The organism is Priestia sp. FSL R5-0597, from assembly GCF_038006305.1.
Lineage (GTDB): Bacteria > Bacillota > Bacilli > Bacillales > Bacillaceae_H > Priestia > Priestia zanthoxyli.
Window position 1 is genome coordinate 136,081 of sequence record NZ_JBBOUZ010000001.1, and the last position, 17,099, is coordinate 153,179.

Annotated in this window: 25 protein-coding genes; 22 read left to right on the forward strand and 3 right to left on the reverse strand. The window is 39.0% G+C overall.

The features are described 5' to 3' along the window. Window positions 1–14: 14 nt before the first annotated feature. From rpsE to MKX72_RS00860, 21 genes are all read left to right on the forward strand, one after another. Window positions 15–515 carry a 30S ribosomal protein S5 gene (gene rpsE, locus MKX72_RS00760; protein WP_013054944.1) on the forward strand — a complete coding sequence of 167 codons (501 nt, stop codon included), beginning with the start codon at window positions 15–17 and terminating at the stop codon, window positions 513–515. Between the two features lie 14 nt (window positions 516–529). Next, window positions 530–712 (forward strand): 50S ribosomal protein L30, encoded by a 183-nt coding sequence (rpmD, locus tag MKX72_RS00765; RefSeq protein ID WP_013054945.1) that lies wholly within the window; start codon window positions 530–532, stop codon window positions 710–712. Between the two features lie 33 nt (window positions 713–745). Then, window positions 746–1,186, forward strand: a complete 441-nt coding sequence (gene rplO / locus MKX72_RS00770; RefSeq protein ID WP_013054946.1) for a 50S ribosomal protein L15 — start codon at window positions 746–748, stop codon at window positions 1,184–1,186. Continuing rightward, window positions 1,186–2,478: a preprotein translocase subunit SecY gene (gene secY / locus MKX72_RS00775; RefSeq protein ID WP_013054947.1), complete on the forward strand. Its 1,293-nt coding sequence runs from the start codon at window positions 1,186–1,188 to the stop codon at window positions 2,476–2,478. The genes rplO and secY overlap by 1 nt, the downstream gene beginning before the upstream one ends. Window positions 2,479–2,544: 66 nt before the next feature. Beyond that, window positions 2,545–3,198: an adenylate kinase gene (locus tag MKX72_RS00780; RefSeq protein ID WP_013054948.1), complete on the forward strand. Its 654-nt coding sequence runs from the start codon at window positions 2,545–2,547 to the stop codon at window positions 3,196–3,198. Further along, window positions 3,195–3,941, forward strand: a complete 747-nt coding sequence (gene map / locus MKX72_RS00785) for a type I methionyl aminopeptidase (RefSeq protein ID WP_028412665.1) — start codon at window positions 3,195–3,197, stop codon at window positions 3,939–3,941. Before MKX72_RS00780 ends, map begins: the two co-directional genes overlap by 4 nt. A 235-nt stretch (window positions 3,942–4,176) precedes the next feature. After that, a complete protein-coding gene (gene infA, locus MKX72_RS00790) occupies window positions 4,177–4,395 on the forward strand; it encodes a translation initiation factor IF-1 (protein ID WP_010285101.1) in 219 nt (72 codons plus the stop codon). Between the two features lie 37 nt (window positions 4,396–4,432). Further along, window positions 4,433–4,546, forward strand: a complete 114-nt coding sequence (rpmJ, locus tag MKX72_RS00795) for a 50S ribosomal protein L36 (RefSeq protein WP_003156543.1) — start codon at window positions 4,433–4,435, stop codon at window positions 4,544–4,546. 24 nt (window positions 4,547–4,570) lie between these two features. Beyond that, complete coding sequence (rpsM, locus tag MKX72_RS00800; protein ID WP_013054950.1) at window positions 4,571–4,936, forward strand: 30S ribosomal protein S13; 366 nt, start codon at window positions 4,571–4,573, stop codon at window positions 4,934–4,936. 23 nt (window positions 4,937–4,959) lie between these two features. Further along, the gene (rpsK, locus tag MKX72_RS00805; protein ID WP_028412666.1) at window positions 4,960–5,349 is read left to right on the forward strand and encodes a 30S ribosomal protein S11; all 390 of its coding nucleotides are present in this window, start codon (window positions 4,960–4,962) and stop codon (window positions 5,347–5,349) included. 180 nt (window positions 5,350–5,529) lie between these two features. Further along, window positions 5,530–6,474 carry a DNA-directed RNA polymerase subunit alpha gene (locus tag MKX72_RS00810; RefSeq protein WP_013054952.1) on the forward strand — a complete coding sequence of 315 codons (945 nt, stop codon included), beginning with the start codon at window positions 5,530–5,532 and terminating at the stop codon, window positions 6,472–6,474. A 44-nt stretch (window positions 6,475–6,518) separates the two neighbouring features. Next, on the forward strand, window positions 6,519–6,881 hold the full coding sequence (rplQ, locus tag MKX72_RS00815; protein WP_013054953.1) for a 50S ribosomal protein L17: 363 nt from the start codon (window positions 6,519–6,521) through the stop codon (window positions 6,879–6,881). A 138-nt stretch (window positions 6,882–7,019) separates the two neighbouring features. Continuing rightward, window positions 7,020–7,859, forward strand: coding sequence for an energy-coupling factor ABC transporter ATP-binding protein (locus tag MKX72_RS00820; protein ID WP_013054954.1), 840 nt, complete (start codon window positions 7,020–7,022; stop codon window positions 7,857–7,859). Further along, window positions 7,835–8,704 carry an energy-coupling factor ABC transporter ATP-binding protein gene (locus tag MKX72_RS00825; RefSeq protein WP_028412725.1) on the forward strand — a complete coding sequence of 290 codons (870 nt, stop codon included), beginning with the start codon at window positions 7,835–7,837 and terminating at the stop codon, window positions 8,702–8,704. Before MKX72_RS00820 ends, MKX72_RS00825 begins: the two co-directional genes overlap by 25 nt. Beyond that, window positions 8,701–9,498 (forward strand): energy-coupling factor transporter transmembrane component T family protein, encoded by a 798-nt coding sequence (locus tag MKX72_RS00830; RefSeq protein ID WP_028412724.1) that lies wholly within the window; start codon window positions 8,701–8,703, stop codon window positions 9,496–9,498. The genes MKX72_RS00825 and MKX72_RS00830 overlap by 4 nt, the downstream gene beginning before the upstream one ends. Window positions 9,499–9,516: 18 nt before the next feature. Further along, complete coding sequence (truA, locus tag MKX72_RS00835) at window positions 9,517–10,257, forward strand: tRNA pseudouridine(38-40) synthase TruA (protein WP_013054957.1); 741 nt, start codon at window positions 9,517–9,519, stop codon at window positions 10,255–10,257. Between the two features lie 156 nt (window positions 10,258–10,413). Beyond that, window positions 10,414–10,851, forward strand: a complete 438-nt coding sequence (rplM, locus tag MKX72_RS00840; protein WP_013054958.1) for a 50S ribosomal protein L13 — start codon at window positions 10,414–10,416, stop codon at window positions 10,849–10,851. A 22-nt stretch (window positions 10,852–10,873) separates the two neighbouring features. Further along, window positions 10,874–11,266, forward strand: coding sequence for a 30S ribosomal protein S9 (gene rpsI / locus MKX72_RS00845; protein ID WP_013054959.1), 393 nt, complete (start codon window positions 10,874–10,876; stop codon window positions 11,264–11,266). 111 nt (window positions 11,267–11,377) lie between these two features. Further along, complete coding sequence (locus MKX72_RS00850) at window positions 11,378–11,800, forward strand: DUF2521 family protein (protein WP_028412723.1); 423 nt, start codon at window positions 11,378–11,380, stop codon at window positions 11,798–11,800. Between the two features lie 70 nt (window positions 11,801–11,870). Beyond that, window positions 11,871–12,578, forward strand: a complete 708-nt coding sequence (gene cwlD / locus MKX72_RS00855) for an N-acetylmuramoyl-L-alanine amidase CwlD (protein ID WP_014462005.1) — start codon at window positions 11,871–11,873, stop codon at window positions 12,576–12,578. A 90-nt stretch (window positions 12,579–12,668) separates the two neighbouring features. Further along, entirely contained in the window at window positions 12,669–13,742 is a 1,074-nt protein-coding gene (locus MKX72_RS00860) for an Mrp/NBP35 family ATP-binding protein (protein ID WP_014462004.1), read from the forward strand. 38 nt (window positions 13,743–13,780) lie between these two features. On the opposite strand, the gene MKX72_RS00865 is transcribed toward MKX72_RS00860, so the two are convergent. Together MKX72_RS00865 and gerD are read right to left on the reverse strand one after the other, a co-directional pair. Further along, window positions 13,781–14,689 carry a LysR family transcriptional regulator gene (locus tag MKX72_RS00865; RefSeq protein WP_014462003.1) on the reverse strand — a complete coding sequence of 303 codons (909 nt, stop codon included), beginning with the start codon at window positions 14,687–14,689 and terminating at the stop codon, window positions 13,781–13,783. A 187-nt stretch (window positions 14,690–14,876) separates the two neighbouring features. Next, window positions 14,877–15,506 (reverse strand): spore germination lipoprotein GerD, encoded by a 630-nt coding sequence (gene gerD / locus MKX72_RS00870; protein ID WP_033580786.1) that lies wholly within the window; start codon window positions 15,504–15,506, stop codon window positions 14,877–14,879. Between the two features lie 145 nt (window positions 15,507–15,651). Here gerD and MKX72_RS00875 point away from each other — a divergent pair, with 145 nt between their 5' ends. Next, window positions 15,652–16,272: a KinB-signaling pathway activation protein gene (locus MKX72_RS00875; protein ID WP_028412721.1), complete on the forward strand. Its 621-nt coding sequence runs from the start codon at window positions 15,652–15,654 to the stop codon at window positions 16,270–16,272. Window positions 16,273–16,316: 44 nt separating this feature from the next. Here the strand turns inward: MKX72_RS00875 and pdaB are convergent, their stop codons facing one another. Further along, window positions 16,317–17,081, reverse strand: a complete 765-nt coding sequence (gene pdaB / locus MKX72_RS00880; RefSeq protein WP_098627195.1) for a polysaccharide deacetylase family sporulation protein PdaB — start codon at window positions 17,079–17,081, stop codon at window positions 16,317–16,319. Window positions 17,082–17,099 lie beyond the last annotated feature (18 nt).

Genomic DNA, 17,099 nt, shown 5'->3' on the forward strand with positions numbered 1-17,099 from the left:
AAGGAGGGAAAATCATGCGTCGTATTGATCCAAATAAATTAGAGCTTGAAGAACGTGTTGTTACCGTTAACCGCGTAGCTAAAGTTGTGAAAGGTGGACGTCGTTTCCGCTTCGCTGCATTAGTTGTAGTTGGTGACAAAAACGGTCACGTTGGATTCGGTACTGGTAAAGCACAAGAGGTACCAGATGCAATCCGTAAAGCAATTGAAGATGCGAAGAAAAACTTAATTACTGTACCTATGGTTGGTACAACTATTCCACACGAAATCCTTGGACAATTTGGTGCAGGTCAAATTTTCTTAAAACCTGCTTCTGAAGGTACAGGAGTTATCGCTGGTGGCCCAGTTCGTGCGGTACTAGAATTGGGTGGAGTAAGTGATATTCTATCTAAATCTTTAGGTTCAAACACTCCAATCAACATGGTACGTGCAACTCTTAACGGTTTAGCTAACCTAAAACGTGCTGAAGATGTTGCAAAACTACGTGGCAAGACTGTAGAAGAACTGTTAGGATAAGGGAGGGATATGGAATGGCAAACAAACTAGCAATTACCCTTACTCGTAGCGTAATTGGTCGTCCAGAAGATCAACGTGTAACTGTTCGTACACTTGGCCTACGTAAGTTAAATCAAACTGTCGTTCAAGACGATAATCCTGCAATTCGCGGAATGATTAACAAAGTAGCTCACCTTGTTACAGTAAAAGAGCAATAAGTATAAATTGTCACTCTAAGGAGGTGCTCCGGAATGAAACTTCATGAATTGAAACCAGCTGAAGGTTCACGTAAAGTACGTAACCGTGTAGGTCGTGGTACTGGTTCAGGTAACGGAAAGACTTCAGGTAAAGGTCACAAAGGGCAAAACGCTCGCTCTGGCGGTGGCGTAAGACCTGGCTTCGAAGGTGGTCAAACTCCTTTATTCCGTCGTCTTCCAAAACGTGGGTTCACTAATATCAATCGCAAAGAATACGCGATCGTTAATTTAGAAGCTCTTAACCGTTTTGAAGATGGAACTGAAGTAACACCAGAATTATTAATCGAAACTGGTTTAGTAAGCAAAGCAAAAGCTGGCGTTAAAGTACTAGGAAACGGTACATTAAACTCTAAGCTAACTGTTAAAGCTGCTAAATTCTCTTCAACTGCTAAAGAAGCTATCGAAGCTGCTGGCGGTACAGTTGAGGTGATCTAATGTTTCAAACAATCTCCAATTTAATGCGCGTGCGTGAAATAAGACAAAAAATCTTTTTCACTTTGTTAATGTTAATTGTCTTCCGAATTGGTACATTTATTCCTGTACCAAGTGTTAATACGGATGTACTAAAATTGCAAGATGGGTTAAATGTATTCGGAGTTCTGAATACATTTGGCGGCGGCGCGTTAAAAAACTTTTCCATTCTTGCTATGGGCATTATGCCTTATATTACAGCATCCATCATCGTCCAATTATTGCAGATGGATGTTGTACCTAAGTTTACAGAATGGTCAAAGCAGGGAGATGTTGGGCGCCGTAAATTAGCTCAAGTAACTCGTTATGGAACAATTGTGCTTGGATTTATCCAGGCTTTAGGTATGTCTATAGGATTCAACAATATTTCGGGCGGACAATTGATCGCTAATCCAGGAATTTCTACGTATCTTCTAATTGCTACAGTGTTAACGGCAGGTACTGCCTTCTTAATGTGGTTAGGAGAACAGATTACTGCAAAAGGCGTAGGTAATGGTATTTCTATCATTATCTTTGCTGGGATTGCAGCTGGTATTCCGACAACATTAAATCAAATTTATGCACAGCAATTTGAAGACGTTGGGGATCAATTATTCATTCGTATCGTAACGGTAGTTTTAATTGCGATTGCAGTTTTAGCTATTATTGTTGGGGTTATTTACTTCCAACAAGCGCTACGAAAAATTCCTATTCAATATGCAAAGGGTTCAGCTGGTCGTAATCCTGTTGGAGGTCAATCCACTCATTTACCGTTAAAAGTAAATGCTGCTGGGGTTATTCCTGTTATCTTTGCAGTTTCATTTATTATCACACCACCAACAATTGCATCATTTTTCGGTCCAAATGATGTAACGACGTGGATTCAGAATACATTTGACTATACTAAGCCAATTGGTATGATAGTGTATGTAGCGTTAATCATTGCTTTTTGTTACTTCTATACATTTGTTCAAGTTAACCCTGAACAAGTAGCAGAGAACTTGAAAAAGCAAGGTGGCTACATCCCAGGCATTCGTCCTGGTAAAAGCACACAAGCTTATTTAACGAAAGTGTTATATCGTCTGACATTAATCGGTTCGATATTCCTTGCGTTAATTGCTGTGTTGCCGGTTCTGTTCATCAAAATTGCAAACCTACCCTCATCTGCTCAGATCGGCGGTACTAGTTTGTTAATTGTTGTCGGTGTAGCTCTTGAGACAATGAAACAACTTGAGAGTCAATTAGTGAAACGCCATTATAAGGGATTTATTAAGTAAAGCTGTTTAGTGGGAGGCAGGCTGCTTTCCCATTAAACGGATAAGATACTGAGGGGGAAGCAAGAAATGAATTTAGTGTTAATGGGCCTTCCTGGTGCTGGGAAAGGTACTCAAGCAGAAAAAATCGTTGAGCATTACGATATCCCTCATATCTCAACAGGAGATATGTTCCGAGCTGCAATTAAAGAAGGAACGCAACTAGGTTTAAAAGCTAAATCATTTATGGACCAAGGTAACCTTGTTCCTGATGAAGTAACAATTGGAATTGTGCGCGAGCGTTTAAACAAACAAGATTGTGAAAACGGCTTTTTACTTGATGGCTTCCCGAGAACAGTAGCCCAAGCAGAAGCTCTTGAAACAATTACAAAAGAACTAAACAAGCAAATTGATTATGTGATTAATATTGATGTAGATCAAAGCATTTTAATGGAGCGTCTTACTGGACGCCGCATTTGTAAAGATTGCGGAGCTACTTACCACTTAGTATTCAATCCTCCTGCGAAAGAAGGAGTTTGTGACAAATGTGGCGGAGAGCTTTATCAACGTGCAGATGACAATGCTGAGACGGTTTCAACTAGACTTTCAGTTAATGTTAAACAATCTCAACCTCTACTTGATTTCTATCAAGAAAAAGGTTATCTACGCAATATTAATGGTAATCAAGATATTAACATTGTGTTTGAGGATGTTCGTCAATTACTTGCTGGGGTTAAGCAATGATCATTTGCAAGACACCAGAGGAAATTGAGGTCATGCGTGAAGCTGGACGAATCGTGGCTTTAACTCATCAAGAGTTGAAAAAACATATCGTTCCAGGTATTACGACTATAGAATTGGATGCAATTGCTGAAAATTTTATTCGTCAACATGATGCAATTCCGTCTTTTAAAGGGTATAATGGTTTTCGCGGCAGTGTATGTGCTTCTGTGAATGAAGAATTAGTTCATGGTATTCCGGGAGAACGCAAGCTTAATGAAGGGGATATCATCAGTTTAGACATCGGAGCTAAATTCGGTGGCTATCATGGTGACTCAGCTTGGACATATGGAGTAGGAAAGATTTCATTAGAAAATCAAGAGCTGCTTGATGTGACTGAGCAATCTCTCTACAAAGGATTAGCAGAAGCGAAGCCGGGTGAGCGTTTGTCGAATATTTCACATGCTATTCAACAGTACGCAGAATCACGTAACTTTTCGATTGTAAGAGAATATGTTGGCCATGGCGTCGGCAAAGACTTACATGAAGATCCGCAAGTACCTCATTATGGTCCACCGAATAAAGGACCGCGTCTACGTCCAGGCATGGTATTGGCAGTTGAGCCAATGGTGAATGCTGGTATGCGATATGTAAAAACATTACCTGATAACTGGACAGTTGTGACAGTGGATGGTAAAATGTGTGCGCACTTCGAACATACTATTGCAATTACTGAGACGGGATATGAAATTCTGACAGCATTGTAATGTTAAAGGATGTTATCTCTATCCATTCCTCGCTAGATGCACTGGACAGTAAACAGTAATTATCTAAATTCACGATGATCGTTTTTCGTCTGAATTGCTGTTAAAATGGTAAAGATGTATATTAGCGTCAATCATCTTGAATTTAATGATTACGATCTCCGGATGTTCAGAACAGGTTCTTTTTAAGTCGTTTAATGATAGCTTGTTACTGTTTCAAAGAAAGGAGAGCACTTTAATGGCAAAAGACGATGTAATTGAAGTTGAAGGTACAGTTGCTGAGACTTTACCTAACGCTATGTTCAAGGTAGAATTAGAAAATGGTCATACAGTACTTGCTCACGTATCAGGAAAAATTCGCATGCATTTCATTCGAATCTTACCTGGTGATAAAGTAACTGTAGAATTGTCACCATACGATTTAACTCGCGGTAGAATTACGTACCGTTTCAAATAAAACCTATGCACTCCGTACTATCAAGGAGGTATGAAACATGAAAGTCAGACCATCAGTTAAACCAATCTGCGAAAAATGTAAAGTTATCCGTAGAAAAGGTAAAGTAATGGTAATTTGTGAAAACCCTAAGCATAAACAAAAACAAGGTTAATCAATAAGGAGGTGCACTATTCATATGGCACGTATTGCTGGTGTTGATATTCCTCGTGACAAGCGTGTAGTAATTTCATTAACATACATTTTCGGTATTGGTCGTCCAACTGCTGAAAAAGTTCTAGCTGAAGCTGGAGTTTCTGAAGATACTCGCGTTCGTGACTTAACAGAAGAAGAATTAGGTAAAATTCGTGATATTTTAGATAGCTATAAAGTAGAAGGCGATCTTCGTCGTGAAGTTTCTTTAAACATCAAACGTTTAATTGAGATTGGTTCATACCGTGGTATCCGCCACCGTCGTAGTTTACCAGTTCGTGGTCAAAACAGTAAAAACAATGCTCGTACACGTAAAGGCCCACGCCGTACTGTAGCGAACAAGAAGAAATAATTAGTAAGGGAGGTCATTAACAGATGGCACGTAAAACTAATACACGTAAACGTCGCGTGAAAAAGAATATTGAAGCTGGTGTAGCTCATATTCGCTCAACGTTTAACAACACTATTGTAACAATTACAGATGTTCACGGTAATGCGATTGCTTGGTCTAGTGCAGGCGCACTTGGCTTCAGAGGTTCTCGTAAATCCACTCCATTTGCTGCGCAAATGGCTGCTGAAGCTGCTGCAAAAGTTTCTATGGATAACGGAATGAAAACTCTTGAAGTTACAGTTAAAGGCCCTGGTGCTGGTCGTGAAGCAGCTATCCGTGCTCTTCAAGCTGCAGGTTTAGAAGTAACAGCTATTAGAGATGTTACTCCTGTACCTCACAACGGATGCCGCCCACCAAAACGTCGTCGTGTATAATTAATATGTATAGATTCTATTTCGTTGTCTATAATGATGATGGTGTAGAATTTATTCATGCAACGAAATGTTTTCCATTTGTTGTGCACATTCGGGAACTGTCTAATAGGGAATTTCGGTTAGGCATTTGAGAAATCAGCCGTCTAGCCGAGGTTTCGACGTTTTGAAGGAGGGTTTATATTGATAGAGATTGAAAAGCCAAAAATCGAAACGGTAGAAATCAGCGATGATAGAAAGTACGGTAAATTCGTCGTCGAACCACTTGAGCGTGGATATGGTACTACTTTGGGTAACTCCTTACGTCGTATCCTATTATCCTCACTCCCTGGTGCAGCTGTAACATCTATTCAAATTGAAGGTGTATTACATGAATTTTCAACAGTTCCTGGAGTTGTTGAAGATGTAACAAACATCATTTTAAACGTTAAAAAGTTAGCGTTAAAGATTTACTCTGATGAAGAGAAAACACTTGAGATCGATGTTAAAGGTCCTGGTACAGTAACGGCTGCTGACATTCAAGCAGACAGTGATATCGAAGTTCTAAATCCGGATCTTCATATTGCAACACTTGAGTCAGATGCTCATTTCCGTATGAGACTTACTGCTCGCACAGGTCGAGGTTATAATCCTGCCGATGCTAACAAGCGTGAAGACCAACCAATTGGTGTACTTCCAATTGACTCAATCTATACGCCTGTTACTCGCGTATCGTATTATGTAGAAAATACTCGTGTTGGTCAAATGACAAATTACGATAAGTTAACGTTGGATGTTTGGACTGACGGTAGCATCGAGCCAGAAAAAGCTGTTGCTTTAGGTGCAAAGATTCTAACGGAACACTTAAATATCTTCGTTAACTTAACAGATGAAGCTCAAAAAGCAGAGATCATGGTAGAAAAAGAAGAAGACCAGAAAGAAAAAGTTCTAGAGATGACGATCGAGGAACTGGATTTATCTGTTCGTTCTTACAACTGCTTAAAACGAGCAGGCATCAATACTGTACAAGAGCTTGCTAATAAAACAGAAGAAGATATGATGAAAGTTCGTAACTTAGGCCGTAAATCTTTAGAAGAAGTTAAAGCTAAACTTGAAGAATTAGGTTTGGGTCTACGTAAGGACGACTGATTATATCTACCTGTTTAACTACTTAACAAAGGAGGGGACCTCACATGTCTTACCGTAAATTAGGTCGTACAAGCGCACAACGCAAGGCGCTTCTTCGTGATTTAACAACTGATTTAATCATCAGTGAACGCATTGAGACAACTGAAGCTCGTGCAAAAGAATTACGTTCAACTGTTGAAAAAATGATTACTTTAGGTAAACGTGGAGATCTACACGCTCGTCGTCAAGCTGCATCTTACATCCGTAATGAAGTAGCTAACGAGGAAGCTGGTCAAAGCGCTTTACAAAAACTATTCAGCGATATCGCTACTCGCTACGAAGATCGCCAAGGCGGTTACACTCGTATCTTAAAAGTTGGACCTCGCCGTGGTGACGGTGCTCCAATGGTTATCATTGAATTAGTTTAATATTTTTAATACAGATAGAAAAGGGCGAGACAGTGTGTAACTAGTCGTTGCCCTTTTTTTATACCTTAAACCGGGTAAATAGCGTAAAAAACCAATGTAGGCAATGCTGCAATAGAAAAAGCTGAGAGGAAGATAGCGTTGAAAGAAATGTCTTTAGAGGTAAAAGATTTATGCTTTCGATACGATCCTGAAGCAGACCTAACATTAGATCACCTTTCTCTCTCTGCTTATAAAGGTGAATGGTTAGCGATAGCTGGACATAATGGATCTGGGAAATCGACGCTGGCACGAATTCTAAACGGCCTTTTGCTACCTGAAAAAGGAACGGTTCGAGTGGGCGATACTCTTTTATCTGAAGAAACAATATGGGATGTGCGCAAGCAGATTGGAATGGTGTTTCAAAACCCAGATAATCAATTTGTTGGCTCAACCGTTCAAGATGATATTGCGTTTGGGCTTGAAAACAACGGGATTCCATTTGAAATTATGGAAAAACGTATACCTGAAGCAATCGAAATGGTCAATATGAGTGCTTTTCTGGATCAAGAGCCTCATCAGCTATCAGGTGGACAAAAACAGCGTGTGGCCATTGCGGGTATAATTGCCGTACAGCCATCTGTTATCATTCTAGATGAAGCAACATCTATGTTAGATCCTATTGGACGAACTGAAGTACTTGAAACTGTTAGAAAATTAAAAGAAGAAAAACAACTGACGGTTATTTCAATTACCCACGATTTAGATGAAGTAGCAATGGCTGACAGAGTCGTTGTGATGAACAAAGGGAAGATCTATGCAACAGGTACTCCACGCGAAGTATTTGCATTAGGTTCCAAGTTAACGGATATTGGACTAGACTTGCCGTTTTCCGTTAAACTAAGCCATCGTTTTGCTTCCGTAGGAATTCCTTTATCAAAAATTCATTTAACAGATGAGGACTTGGTGGACGAACTATGGACATTATATTCAAAGAAGTAGAGCATCGTTATCAAGTTAATACACCATTTGAACGAATTGCTCTGCATGACTTAAATTTAAGCATTCAATCAGGTACATTTTTGGCTGTTATTGGCCATACTGGTTCTGGGAAATCAACAATCATACAGCATCTGAATGCCTTATTGAAGCCAACTGCTGGTGAAATTCAAATCGGTGAGCGCACCATTAAAGCCAATCGAAAAGAAAAGAATTTAAAAGCTATTCGTCAGCAGGTAGGCGTGGTGTTTCAATTTCCAGAACATCAGCTTTTTGAAGAAACGGTGGAAAAAGATATAGCTTTTGGACCAATGAATTATGGCGTTTTGGAAGAAGAAGCAAAGCAAAAAGCACGAGAGCTTATCAAGTTAGTGGGGTTGCCAGAAGACATTCTCACCAGATCTCCTTTTGATTTGAGTGGTGGACAAATGCGTCGTGTAGCGATAGCAGGTATTCTAGCGATGAATCCTAATGTGCTAATTTTAGATGAGCCAACTGCTGGATTGGACCCTAGAGGCCGTCAAGAAATTATGAATATGATTTATCGTCTTCATAAAGAAAAAGGCTTGACGACGATTCTCGTGACTCACAGCATGGAAGATGCAGCTATGTACGCTGATGAGCTAATTGTAATGAATAAAGGAACGATTGCGATGAAAGGGTCACCTAGAGAAGTTTTCGGTCAGCATACGCAGCTAAAAGAATATGGATTGGATGTTCCAGAATCGCTTCGCTTTATGCTGAAGCTGCAAGAGAAATTTCAGCTTGAAGCATCGGATACGGTTATTACCTTTTCTGAAGTGGTAGAGAAAGTGCAGCACCTTATGCAGCAAGGTGAACGAATATGATGAACTCAATCATTATTGGTAAGTATGTCCCGGGTCATTCTGTTGTCCATCGAATGGATCCTCGGGCCAAGCTGCTTCTCGTATTTGCGTATGTATTAATTGTGTTTTTAGCAAATAACCCTATCGGCTATGCTTTTTTAGGTGTGTATACCCTTGTGATAGTGGCCATGAGTAAAGTGCCCGTTTCCTTTATTTTAAGAGGGTTAAAGCCCGTTCTATTTATTATTATCATCACGTTTCTTTTGCACATTTTTATGACGAAGGAAGGTCCTCTTTTGTTTGAATGGGGATGGTTTTCTGTCTATAAAGGCGGCCTTATTCAAGGTGTTTTAATTTCCTTGCGCTTCTTGTTCTTAATTTTAATTACGACGATGCTAACGTTAACGACTACGCCCATTGAAGTAACAGATGGAATGGAAAGCTTGTTGAATCCATTTAAAAAGCTCAAGCTTCCTGTTCATGAATTAGCTTTAATGATGTCCATTTCTCTTCGCTTTATTCCTACATTGATGGAAGAGACAGATAAAATTATTAAAGCGCAGACAGCACGAGGAGTGGACTTTAGCAGCGGTCCCGTTACGGATCGGTTGAAAGCTGTCGTTCCTTTGCTTGTTCCTTTATTTATAGGTTCATTTAAGCGTGCTGAAGAGTTAGCTATTGCCATGGAGGCAAGAGGATATAAAGGCGGAGAAGGGCGTACAAAGTATCGTCAATTAAAATGGGGAAGCATAGATACAATTATGCTTTTACTTCTGCTGGCAGTAGCAGTTGTTTTAGTGCTGATTAGAACGTAAAGATTGTTTGGTGAAAAGATGAAACGTTTAAAATGTATAGTTGCATACGACGGCACACACTTTTCAGGTTATCAAGTTCAGCCCAATAAGCGAACAGTTCAACTGGAGATTGAAGCCGTTTTAGAGAAAATGCATAACAAAAAAGTTCCGATTTACGCCTCTGGACGAACGGACACAAATGTTCATGCACAGGGGCAAGTCATTCATTTTGACACAAACCTAAATATTCCATGTGATAAGTGGAAAAAAGCATTGAATTCAATGCTACCAGATGATATTGTAATGAAGAATGTATGTGAAGTTGATGCACATTTTCACGCCCGGTATGACGTTACTTCAAAAGAGTATCGCTATCATATTTTGCGCGGCGAAGATCGAAATCCTTTCACTCGTTCTTATGCATACCATTACCCTTATCCATTAGACTACTCAAAAATGAAAAAAGCCATCACATATTTACTCGGTACACACGACTTTACAAGCTTTTGTTCAGCGAGGACAGAAGTGGAAGATAAGATTCGTACGATTTACAAGATTGATATGTATGAAGAGAATAGTCAGCTTGTGTTTAGATTCGTTGGAAGTGGCTTTCTGTATAATATGGTTCGTATTCTTGTTGGAACGCTTTTAGAAGTAGGACAAGGCCGTATTGAACCAGATGCTATAAAAGATATTCTAGAAAGCAAATCACGTCCTCGTGCAGGGAAAACTGCGCCTTCGCAAGGACTATATTTATGGCGCGTTTTCTATGACAACTAAACCTGGTGTAACATTTTCTTGACATTAGTAGCTTAAAGATATAATATATCATATGGTATGTATTTTAACCCCACGGTTAGCCCCGGAAATTAATCGTGTTGAAATAGAAGGTTGAAATAATTTTATAATTGATGATGAAAATTAGGAGGGAAACTCATGCGTACAACTTTCATGGCGAAAGCAAACGAAGTAGAGCGTAAATGGTATGTTGTCGATGCTGAAGGTAAAACTTTAGGTCGTTTAGCAAGTGAAGTAGCATCAATCTTACGCGGTAAACATAAACCAACTTTTACACCACATGTTGATACTGGTGATCACGTGATCCTTATCAATGCGTCAAAAATCGAATTAACAGGTAAAAAATTAACTGATAAAATTTATTACCGTCACAGCATGCACCCAGGTGGTTTGAAACAACGTACAGCATTAGAAATGCGTACTAACTACTCTGAGAAAATGCTTGAATTAGGAATCAAAGGCATGCTTCCAAAAGGTAGCCTAGGCCGTCAAATGTTCAAAAAATTACATGTGTATGCTGGTGAAACACATCCACATGAAGCACAAAAACCAGAAGTTTACGAACTTCGCGGATAATTAATAAGAGGAGGTTATTATCTTGGCACAGGTACAATATTACGGAACTGGTCGTCGTAAAAGCTCTGTTGCTCGTGTACGTTTAGTACCAGGTAACGGTCGCGTAACAATCAACGGTCGTGAAATCGAGGAATACATTCCATTTGCTGCACTACGTGAAGTAGTAAAACAACCACTTGCTTTAACTGAAACTGTAGGTAACTATGACGTATTTGTAAACGTTAATGGTGGAGGTTATGCAGGTCAAGCTGGCGCTATTCGTCACGGAATCTCTCGTGCTTTATTAGAAGCAGACCCTGAATACCGTGGAACATTAAAACGTGCTGGTCTATTAACTCGTGACGCTCGTGCGAAAGAACGTAAAAAATACGGTCTTAAAGGCGCTCGTCGTGCACCACAATTCTCAAAACGTTAATTTTATATTACGTTTCAAGCCTTGGTCTTTGGACCAAGGCTTTTTTTATTTGTTGTTTGCGTATGAGACGAAGGCTTGTGCAGACAATATGTAAAAAAGGGAGGCGTTATCGTGAACGAGGTTACATATTTAAAAGAAAAACGTTATGAAAAAGAAATGAAATATGAACGCAAAGTCCTAAGGGAACTATCGTTTGATTTGCTTCAAGAGAGGCTGCGCCGTTATTTTCATCCAATGTTTCAGTGGAATATGCTAGGAGACGAACATGTGGAGGAGTACTGTCTTGACATTGCTATCGAATCATTTTTATTAGGTGCCCGGGTGAGTAAACGTGGTAAAGGCTACGAAGATGTTCAGAAGCACAGTAAGCAAGAAGAGTCTCTTTTAATTGATACATTGTACGGAGCCGTCAGCATGTCTGTAACAGATCTTTATCAAGATGGCCTGTATTATTTGTGTCAAGGATATGTGCAAGACTGGTGGAAAGAAGGTTATCGAACCGCAGAAAAAAGACGCCGTTTACGTTTGCATTAAAAAGTACTCATAATTCCCGTTCTTGTCCCATATAGAAATAAATAGGTGAGGCAAGAAGGGAAGGGATAAAATGTCTAAAGTAAAAATAATGAGCACAATTATAGCGCTTCTTGTTCTTTTTGTCATTGTACAATATCAAATAGATCATAGAACATCATCCGGTTCGCTTTCACTTCCTCTTAGCGGGAAAGTTATTGTACTAGATCCTGGACATGGCGGTGTTGATGGAGGAGCGGTAGGAGAGGATGAGGTGCTTGAAAAAGAAATAACTCTTAAAATTTCGTTAATGCTTCGAGACTATCTGCAAGAGCAAGGGGCACTTGTTATTATGACGAGAGAAAAAGACGAAGACCTAGCGGCCAAAGATACAAGAGGATACAGTCGCAGAAAAGTAGAAGACTTAAAAAATCGCTTAACGATGATTAATAAATCCAACGCTGATTTGTACTTAAGTATTCACTTGAATGCTATTCCATCCTCTGCGTGGAGAGGGGCTCAAACTTTCTATTACGGATCCCTAAAAGAAAACGAGCAAGTGGCCAAACTCATTCAACAAGAGCTAAGAAATAATCTGGACAATACGACCCGTGAAGCAAAAGCTATTCAAACTCTTTACCTTCTTAAGCATTCTAAGCCACCCGGTGCTTTGGTTGAAGTAGGATTCTTGTCAAATCCTACAGAACGTAAAATGCTTCAATCGAAACGCTATCAAAAAAAGTTAGCTGAATCCATTTATGAAGGAGTCAGCCGGTATTTTACTGGAGAAAAGCCTAAATAAAAAGCATAGCACCCTTCTATTCAGAAAAATCTAATATGTATGATATACTTGATAGTATAAATAAATAGATTTTAACATGGTGGTGGGAGTATGCTAACGGAAAAGCAAGTAAAAGAAGTAGTAGGGGAAATTACAGATCCATTTTTAAATAAAAAACTATCAGAAACAGATGCGATTAAAGAAATAACAATTAAAGCTGAAAAACAGCATATAAGCCTGAAGATTGCTGTTGCAAAAACAGGTACGAGTGAACAGTTGAGCCTGCAAGGCACAATTGTAGAAGAATTAAAAAAAGCAGGTGTACAGTCGGTTGGACTGCGATTTGTTGAGTTTACGCCTGAGGAACTTCAGCAGTACCGCGCTGAGCAGCCGAATACTGGCAACTTACTAACTAGTCCGAATGCACCAGAATTTATTGCTATTGCCAGCGGTAAAGGAGGCGTTGGTAAATCAACAGTCTCTGTTAACTTAGCCGTTTCTCTAGCTCGTTTAGGAAAAAAAGTTGGTTTAATTGATGCTGACATTTATGGATTCAGCGTCCCAGACATGATGGGAATCACACAACGTCCTGTAGTAGAAGGTGAAAAGATTATTCCAGTTGATCGTTTCGGAGTAAAAGTTATTTCCATGGGCTTCTTTGTAGAAGATAATTCACCTGTTATCTGGCGAGGACCTATGCTCGGAAAAATGTTGACGAGCTTCTTTACAGAAGTTGAATGGGGAGAATTAGATTATCTTTTACTAGACTTACCTCCAGGAACAGGTGATGTCGCATTAGACGTTCACTCCATGCTTCCTGCTTGTAAAGAAGTGATTATTACAACACCACATCCTACAGCGGCATTTGTTGCAGCTAGAGCGGGTGCTATGGCTTTGAAAACCGATCATGAGGTCATTGGAGTTGTAGAAAATATGGCTTACTTTGAAAGCCAGCTAACAGGGGAAAAAGAGTATGTATTTGGTAAAGGCGGGGGTCCAAAACTGGCTGAGGAACTTCAGACAGAGCTGTTAGGACAGCTTCCGTTAAGTCAGCCTGATTGGAATGAAGAAGATTTTGCACCTTCCATTTACGACGAATCACATCGTTTAGGTCAAATATATGGAGAGATTGCAAGCAAGATTGCATTTATTTGCGAAAATGAAAAAGCAGCAACAGGAAAATAATAAAAAGCACGCGCTGTTCGAGCGCGTGCTTTTTATTATTATACAGAGAGTTCAATCTGCGTCTTTTTTAAATCAAATGCGAGGTTTTGTTTTAAGAGAGCTAAAAATGTTTTTCCAGCTGTACTTACGGTGTGAGACTGGTGCTTTAAAATGCCGATTGCAGGCCCCTCATGTAAGTCATGAATCGTTTTAACCACCACTTGATCCGGCGGAAGAGTTGCGCTTATTTGTGGAACAACGGCTATTCCTAAGTTTTCTTTTACAAAATGCTGAAGTGTGCTAATAGTGCCTAACTGGACTTTAGCAGGCAGCTGTCCTGTTCGTTCAAAGATTAGCTGCTCAATTTTCTTTTGAACGGAAGATTGCCCAGCTGTAATCAGCGTTTCGTGTATTAAATCTTTTGCAAAGATTGTTTTTCTTTTTGTTAGCGCATGATTGAATGGTAGTAGCAGCACAAGTTTTTCTGTTAGCAATGCCTCAAACTCTATATCTCTGAACGATTCTGATACAGTGCCAATCGCGAAATCAATTTCTTGATTGCGTATATGTTGATGAAGGTGCTTTTCGTCTGCAACGAGTAAGCTAATTTCTGTGTTGGGATATCTTTTTTTAAATAATGAGAGAATGGAAGGCAGTCGACTGCTTGCTGTAGGCTCTGCAGCACCTATACGGATCGTGCCAGCTTCGCCTGTTGAATAATCCTTTAAGGTATTATTTAGATATTCATATTCCTTTAGTAAAATATTTGCCCGTTCGTAAAAGATTTTACCTGCTTCAGTAAGTTTAATGCTTTTTCCTCGTTCTAAAAGCTTAAATCCTAGTTCGGATTCTAACTTTTGAATGTGCAGTGTAATGGTAGGCTGAGAGTACTTTAAATATTCAGCGGCTAATTGAAAGCTTCCTAAACGAACAATGGTTTGAAACGTTTTAATAACGCGAAATTCCATCGAATTCCCTCCTTTTGCTATAAAACGATTGTGTTAATTTCTAATATTTTACCATAAAGCTAAGAATTAAAGTTTACAATTCCAATAAAAATACTAAGTATTAAAAAATATAAAGAAGTCATTTAGGTTTTTTAATAAAAATAAATGACATAATTAAATACGCATCTCATGTGAGATGCGTATTTAATCACTGCTGTTGCTGTTCTCCCCCTGAGTCAGATCCAGCGGAAGAAGAACCGCCATCGTCGCTGCTTTGTTTTTGTCCACCTTGTGTTTCTTCAGCGGCTTTCAAAAGAATGTCTTGAATTTTAGATTGATAAAGAGGGCTATCAAACGTTTCGGTCATAATCTTTTGTAAATAAGTGCGATATTCTTTACTCTTTAAAACAGTCAGTACTTCTTTTTCCATAGCCGGATCCTTTAAAACATCTTGAAGCATTCCTTGATATTCAGGATCTTTCATTAGTTGTTTGATGACCGTCTTATTTTCTTTTTCCAAACTTTTAGCAAAGCTTTCAGCAAACTTCGGATCATCCATGGCTTTTTTCCAAAATTCCACGCCCTTATCTGATACTAAGGTTTGAGAAATTGTATCTTTTATCGCGTTTTGATCCATTAAAATATCTTGTCTAACAGAAGGGTCTTTCATAATTGCCTCGACTGCTTTTTTTCCTTCATCTGTTTTTAAAATATCAACAACCATTTTCTTTGTTTGATCATAATCCATACCATTGTTCTCTTCATCTTGCGGTGCACAGGCTGTAGCTAAAAGCATACACATTCCTATATAAATGAGGAGCATGAGTCGCTTTTTCATAGTAATGAGCTCCTTTCCTAATATGCTTACGCTTAATATGAGATAATCAAGGTTTTTTATTCATAAAAGAGCTCTAGATTTTTCAAAACGTGATTGGTACAATTTATGAAAAGGTACAATTTTGCAACTTATGGGGGAGATGGAAGTGAATAGTCGAAATTGGGTTCGTCTATTTCTAACCACGTTAGCTGTTGGGGGTATAAGTACAGCTGTTGTTGGGTTTGCGGTGCGCTGGGGGGAATACGGTCACTTATTTCAACAAGGAAAGATAGGAGAAATTGTTGCTGTTTTAACATGGCTCGTAGGCGTAGGGTTTATTTTTAGTTTAATTAGCCAAATGGGGTTCTTTGCATATTTAACTATTCACCGATTTGGGCTGGGAATTTTTAAATCTGCATCTCTTTGGAAATCGGTTCAAATTGTATTTGTTTTATTTGTATTATTTGACGTTGCTTATTTTCGATATAAGTTCTTTCAACAAGCGGGAGAAGGCATAGGTAAGTATATTTTGTTAAGCGTTTTCTTGTTAGCGGTGGGGTTGTTAGTGGCGTATGCAAAGAAAAAGCAGACGAATAAAGAGGCTTTTGTACCAGCGCTGTTTTTTATGATTGTTGTAACGACAATTGAATGGTTCCCAGCGCTGCGAACGAATGAAGAAAGCTGGCTTTACCTTATGTTGTTTCCACTTCTAATTTGTAATATGTATCAACTTCTTATTTTGCCGAAACTTCTTACGCACGCAAGAATAGCAAAAGCAGACAAATAGTATATTTGTCTGCTTTTGCTTTCCATATACAGTGGGAATAAATCTTAGCGGATATCTTTTACTTGGGTTTTTGAATTTGAAATTAATGTTGAAATACTTACGTTTGAGACTTTTTTATTTTGTAATGAATCCTTGATATATGGAATAGCCTTTGCTGTTTGTTGAGCGGAGTCAGACGCGTGCAGCAATATAATATCTCCCCCGTCTAAAGGCTTTGTAACATTCGAGACAATTTTTTCAACCCCTGGATTTGTCCAGTCTTTAGAATCAATGCTCCAGTGAACAGTAGTATATCCTATATCTGCTGTTAATTTTAAGATGTCTTTATTAAATTGCCCGTTAGGAGGACGAAGAAGGTGAACATCTTTAAGGCCTAGAGAATCAAAGACTTTCTTTGATTTTGCAAGATCCTGTCTAATCTCATTAGGTTTTAGGCTTGTATAAGAAGTATAGTCATAGCCCATTGTGCCAATTTCGTGACCTTCTTTCTTAATGCGCTCTACAATATCTGGGTGACGTTCAGCCCATGAAGCAGATAAAAAGAAAGTAGCATGTTCAATATGCTGTCTTTTTAGTTCATTCAGAATGGGAATAGCTCTTTCATCTCCCCAGCTGATGTTAAAGGTCAGAGCAACTTCCGGATTTTTATCATCCGCCTTATAAACAGCTCTTGGACCGTTATCCGTTGAAAACACGGGAAAGTGAAACGTCTGCTGAGCATAGAGAAAAAAACTTGTAAAAAACGCAGCAACTACGATAAGCATGGTCTGTTTGATTCTTTTGGCTCGAATAGTATAAAACATATTCATTTTGTCACCTCATTTAAT

Bases quoted from the DNA above. Each gene is read 5' to 3' on its own strand.
- rpsE (WP_013054944.1), top strand. From the start codon at position 15: ATGCGTCGTATTGATCCAAATAAATTAGAGCTTGAAGAACGTGTTGTT.
- rpmD (WP_013054945.1), top strand. From the start codon at position 530: ATGGCAAACAAACTAGCAATTACCCTTACTCGTAGCGTAATTGGTCGT.
- rplO (WP_013054946.1), top strand. From the start codon at position 746: ATGAAACTTCATGAATTGAAACCAGCTGAAGGTTCACGTAAAGTACGT.
- secY (WP_013054947.1), top strand. From the start codon at position 1,186: ATGTTTCAAACAATCTCCAATTTAATGCGCGTGCGTGAAATAAGACAA.
- MKX72_RS00780 (WP_013054948.1), top strand. From the start codon at position 2,545: ATGAATTTAGTGTTAATGGGCCTTCCTGGTGCTGGGAAAGGTACTCAA.
- map (WP_028412665.1), top strand. From the start codon at position 3,195: ATGATCATTTGCAAGACACCAGAGGAAATTGAGGTCATGCGTGAAGCT.
- infA (WP_010285101.1), top strand. From the start codon at position 4,177: ATGGCAAAAGACGATGTAATTGAAGTTGAAGGTACAGTTGCTGAGACT.
- rpmJ (WP_003156543.1), top strand. From the start codon at position 4,433: ATGAAAGTCAGACCATCAGTTAAACCAATCTGCGAAAAATGTAAAGTT.
- rpsM (WP_013054950.1), top strand. From the start codon at position 4,571: ATGGCACGTATTGCTGGTGTTGATATTCCTCGTGACAAGCGTGTAGTA.
- rpsK (WP_028412666.1), top strand. From the start codon at position 4,960: ATGGCACGTAAAACTAATACACGTAAACGTCGCGTGAAAAAGAATATT.
- rplQ (WP_013054953.1), top strand. From the start codon at position 6,519: ATGTCTTACCGTAAATTAGGTCGTACAAGCGCACAACGCAAGGCGCTT.
- MKX72_RS00825 (WP_028412725.1), top strand. From the start codon at position 7,835: ATGGACATTATATTCAAAGAAGTAGAGCATCGTTATCAAGTTAATACA.
- MKX72_RS00830 (WP_028412724.1), top strand. From the start codon at position 8,701: ATGATGAACTCAATCATTATTGGTAAGTATGTCCCGGGTCATTCTGTT.
- truA (WP_013054957.1), top strand. From the start codon at position 9,517: ATGAAACGTTTAAAATGTATAGTTGCATACGACGGCACACACTTTTCA.
- rplM (WP_013054958.1), top strand. From the start codon at position 10,414: ATGCGTACAACTTTCATGGCGAAAGCAAACGAAGTAGAGCGTAAATGG.
- cwlD (WP_014462005.1), top strand. From the start codon at position 11,871: ATGTCTAAAGTAAAAATAATGAGCACAATTATAGCGCTTCTTGTTCTT.
- MKX72_RS00860 (WP_014462004.1), top strand. From the start codon at position 12,669: ATGCTAACGGAAAAGCAAGTAAAAGAAGTAGTAGGGGAAATTACAGAT.
- MKX72_RS00865 (WP_014462003.1), bottom strand. From the start codon at position 14,689: ATGGAATTTCGCGTTATTAAAACGTTTCAAACCATTGTTCGTTTAGGA.
- gerD (WP_033580786.1), bottom strand. From the start codon at position 15,506: ATGAAAAAGCGACTCATGCTCCTCATTTATATAGGAATGTGTATGCTT.
- pdaB (WP_098627195.1), bottom strand. From the start codon at position 17,081: ATGAATATGTTTTATACTATTCGAGCCAAAAGAATCAAACAGACCATG.